Source organism: Thermococcus sp. 101 C5, assembly GCF_009372125.1.
Lineage (GTDB): Archaea > Methanobacteriota_B > Thermococci > Thermococcales > Thermococcaceae > Thermococcus_A > Thermococcus_A bergensis.
Genome location: NZ_WHIZ01000104.1, coordinates 1 through 3366, shown reverse-complemented (window position 1 = coordinate 3366; position 3366 = coordinate 1). Strand labels below are relative to the sequence as shown.

Annotated in this window: 3 protein-coding genes and 1 pseudogene; 3 read left to right on the top strand and 1 reads right to left on the bottom strand. The window is 43.1% G+C overall.

Annotated features, from left to right (window positions below; genetic code table 11):
* Positions 1-230: hypothetical protein (locus GBV73_RS10770; RefSeq protein WP_152881071.1), on the bottom strand; the 230-nt coding region annotated here is incomplete at its 3' end.
* Between the two features lie 84 nt (positions 231-314).
* Between GBV73_RS10770 and GBV73_RS10765 the strand changes: the two genes are divergently transcribed.
* From GBV73_RS10765 to GBV73_RS10755, 3 genes and pseudogenes are all read left to right on the top strand, one after another.
* Positions 315-2561 (top strand): hydrophobe/amphiphile efflux-3 (HAE3) family transporter, encoded by a 2247-nt coding sequence (locus GBV73_RS10765; RefSeq protein ID WP_152881283.1) that lies wholly within the window; start codon positions 315-317, stop codon positions 2559-2561.
* Complete coding sequence (locus tag GBV73_RS10760) at positions 2558-3112, top strand: hypothetical protein (protein ID WP_216643946.1); 555 nt, start codon at positions 2558-2560, stop codon at positions 3110-3112. The genes GBV73_RS10765 and GBV73_RS10760 overlap by 4 nt, the downstream gene beginning before the upstream one ends.
* Positions 3113-3136: 24 nt before the next feature.
* Positions 3137-3366 (top strand): annotated as a pseudogene (locus GBV73_RS10755) (IS982 family transposase); the annotation flags it as partial.

Here is a 3366-nt window from a genome sequence, read left to right as displayed (position 1 = left end):
GGTAGGTTGTAGTATTGTTTAAAGAGGAGTATTGCCAGTATTGTTTTTACTGGAAATTTTTTGGATTTTGGCAGGTTCTTCAGCTTTCCTTCTGATTCGAAGTCTGCTAAAACGTCAAGAATTGCGAATGCCACGCTTTCAGGGTCTTTGAGTCTGTGATCCCATCTGGGGATCACGACAACCACCCGAAAGAATTCAGCAAAAACCCTAATAAAGGTTACTATAAACACGCCCCTCTTTCAGTAAAGTTTTTAAGCAATATCCTCAAAATCTTTCGGAAAATTCCGAAAGTTCAAAAGTTCTGGGGTGAGAAAATGCTCAAGAAGCTTGCGAGAGTAATAGTAAAATACAGGGTGGCATTTTCATTGATAGCCATATTCTTGCTAATTCTCTCTCTATACGGAGTTCAGTTGCTTGAATTCGAAAGCGACCTCACTAAGCAGCTTCCCCAAGATTTGCCGGCAGTGAGAGATTATTTGACACTTCAAAATGAATTTCAAAGCGGCGATTCTGCTCTTATAATTGTCAAGGTGGCATCTATTGAGGAAGGGGGAGTTTACGATATTCGAGACCCCGAGGTGATAAAGTCAATCTACGAACTCGAGGAGCGTTTAAGGGAGCATGAATACGTAACGAACACAATGAGCATTGCTGATATTTTTATTCAAATTCTTGGTAGATTGCCTGAAAACGAAGAAGAGGTTAAATTCGTTTTAAATACCCTGCCTCCAGAAGCCCTGCAGGGGTTAATAAGCTCCGATTACAGAACAACAATGGTGATAGCCACCCTTACAGCCGGCTCTGGTTCTCAAGCGGTGCAGAGGGTTTATGAGGACATTGAGATGGATATAAACCAGGTAAGGTTTCCAAAAAATGTAGAAGTCATTCAGACGGGAACAATTGGAATTGCACACAGGATTTTGGCGATGCTTCAGAGTGATTTGAGTAGAACGATGGCAATTGCCCTTCTTTTCGTGGCTTTTCTGTTGATCTACTTCTACAGGTCAGTTTTTAGGGCAATGCTGCCCTTGATACCTCTGGTATTTGGCGTAACGATGACCCTCGGTTTTATGGGTCTTCTCGGGATTCCAATAGACATGGTAACTACCGTGGTTGGGGCAATGATAGTTGGAATGGGTATTGACTACGGCGTTCACGTAACCAACCGTTATTTTGAGGAGAGGAAAAAAGGTAGCGGTATTGAAGAAGCTGCGGAAGAAGCGGTAGCGGAGACGGGAAAAGCCCTGTTGGGAGCGGCTTTGACAACTATAGCTGGATTTTCTGCGTTGGCTCTTTCAATTTTGCCTTCCCTTCGCAGGTTGAGTTTTGTCCTAATAATGGGTCTCAGCTTGGCGGCGGTAAACGCTGTTGTGATAACTCCTTCTCTTATAATCCTCTACGAAGATGTTGTAATGAAAATTAAAGGAAAGCACGAAGTTCCTGAGATAAGGGCACATTCGGGCTTTATTGCAAAGTTCTTTAACACTCTGGGAAGAACCATTAAGAGGCATCCAAAAACAACCCTCACGGCTGTCTCTCTAATGACTATCGTGTTTCTTTATGGCCTAACTCAGGTAACAACGGAAGTTAGACTGGAAAAAATGATTCCTGAGGGCATACCGGAAATTGAAGCTATGAAGGATGTTAGATATGAATTCGGCGGCCAAGACCAGGTGAATTTAATAGTGAAGGCAGATGATGTGAGAGACCCATCAGTAGTTAGGGCTATTTATCGCTTTGAGCAGGAAATACTTGCCGATTCTCACTACAACAACGTCTTTGAGACCAACAGCATAGCTGATGCAGTCGTTAGAAAATATGGATACATCCCAGAAGACAAAGAAAAAATAAAGGCTGCCATAGAAGAGGGGGGAGCTTCTGTAAATGACGACTACTCGATGACACTAATTCAGCTGAAGGGGAACTTTGGTGGGGCTAATCCAGAGGATTTTAGGGCCATTATGCGCTATTTTGAAGAACAGGCAAAAAGTGCGGATCTTCCACCTGGAGTTGAAATGCGGCTAGCGGGCGATTTATATTTGAACTACGTTTTAGATAACCTAACCAATCAAGAGCTTGGTAAGATATCCACCTACGGTAGCATTTTTGTTGTGCTGGTAGTTGTACTGCTCTTCAGAAGACCGCTGGTTTCAATTGCAATGATACTGCCCATGTTCCTCGGCGCTCTTTGGACCGTTGGGTACATGGGGCTCGCGGGCATACCTTTCACTCAAACTTTAGCAGGTGTTATTTCGATGATAGTTGGTCTTGGAGTTGACTACGGAATGCACCTTACCCACAGGTTTTTGGAAGAACTTAGGGAAGGCAATCCGTATCCCATAATCTCCGCCCTTGAAGGAGTTGGTCCAGGGATCTTAGTTGGGGCTTTAACCACGGCTGGAGGATTTTTAGCTTTGCTCAGTGGAGAACTCACCGCAATACACGACTTTGGAAAAACCTTAGCAATTGGAATCCTCGCTTCAATGTTTGCCGCTTTCACGGTAACACCTGCTTTGCTCCAGCTGTTTTATGGAAAAAAGATAAGGGGTGAGGAAAAATGAGAAAATATCTCGGACTTATACTGGGACTGTTGATTGTTATGGGCAGTTTTAACCCTGTTATGGGTGAAGAAGCGCTTCTCTTTGAGGGTTATCTCAACAAAGGCGATTCAATACTTGTGGGTCCACTTGTAGTTGTCCTCCAGGATGTCAAGAGAGACTATGCAGTGAATGAATCGGAAAGTACGTACAAAGCAATGATACTTATCCTAAAAGACAACAAAGTACTTAACATGGATTACGCGTCAATAAAAGTTCCTAATCCGGAAAAAATACAAGAGCTTCTCACAAACACAACATTCCTCTACGCAATGGCAGAAACCCTTGGCTACAACACAACAAATCCTGTAGAGCTCGCCCAATTCTATTTGTGGCTTAACAGCGCGTCCCAAGAAGAAATCGTGGATGCGGTGTTCAAAACCGTCGAAGAGCATCCCGAGCTGGGTATATCAAAAGAAGACCTTCTCATGACGATCACTTATCCCAATATAAGCCTCATAGGCGAAAACGAGACCATAGAAACCCTAGTTCCCATTAGATCGTTAGAGTTATAAGCACTTAAGTCTTTTGATTGATTGGTGGTTGTATTGAGTTTTCAGAGGGAAATCCTGATCATAAAATCCGAAATCTACCCGATAATCAGCAAACACTACCCGAAAAACACTCACAGGGAAATAATCAGCCTCTACGACCTAATAACCTTCGCAATACTAGCACACTTGCACTTTAACGGAGTTTACAAGCACGCTTACAGAGTCCTAATCGAAGAAATGAAGCTGTTCCCCAAAATCAGGTACAACAAACTAAC

Coding starts and splice junctions, on each gene's coding strand:
- GBV73_RS10765 (WP_152881283.1), top strand. CDS start 315: ATGCTCAAGAAGCTTGCGAGAGTAATAGTAAAATACAGGGTGGCATTT.
- GBV73_RS10760 (WP_216643946.1), top strand. CDS start 2,558: ATGAGAAAATATCTCGGACTTATACTGGGACTGTTGATTGTTATGGGC.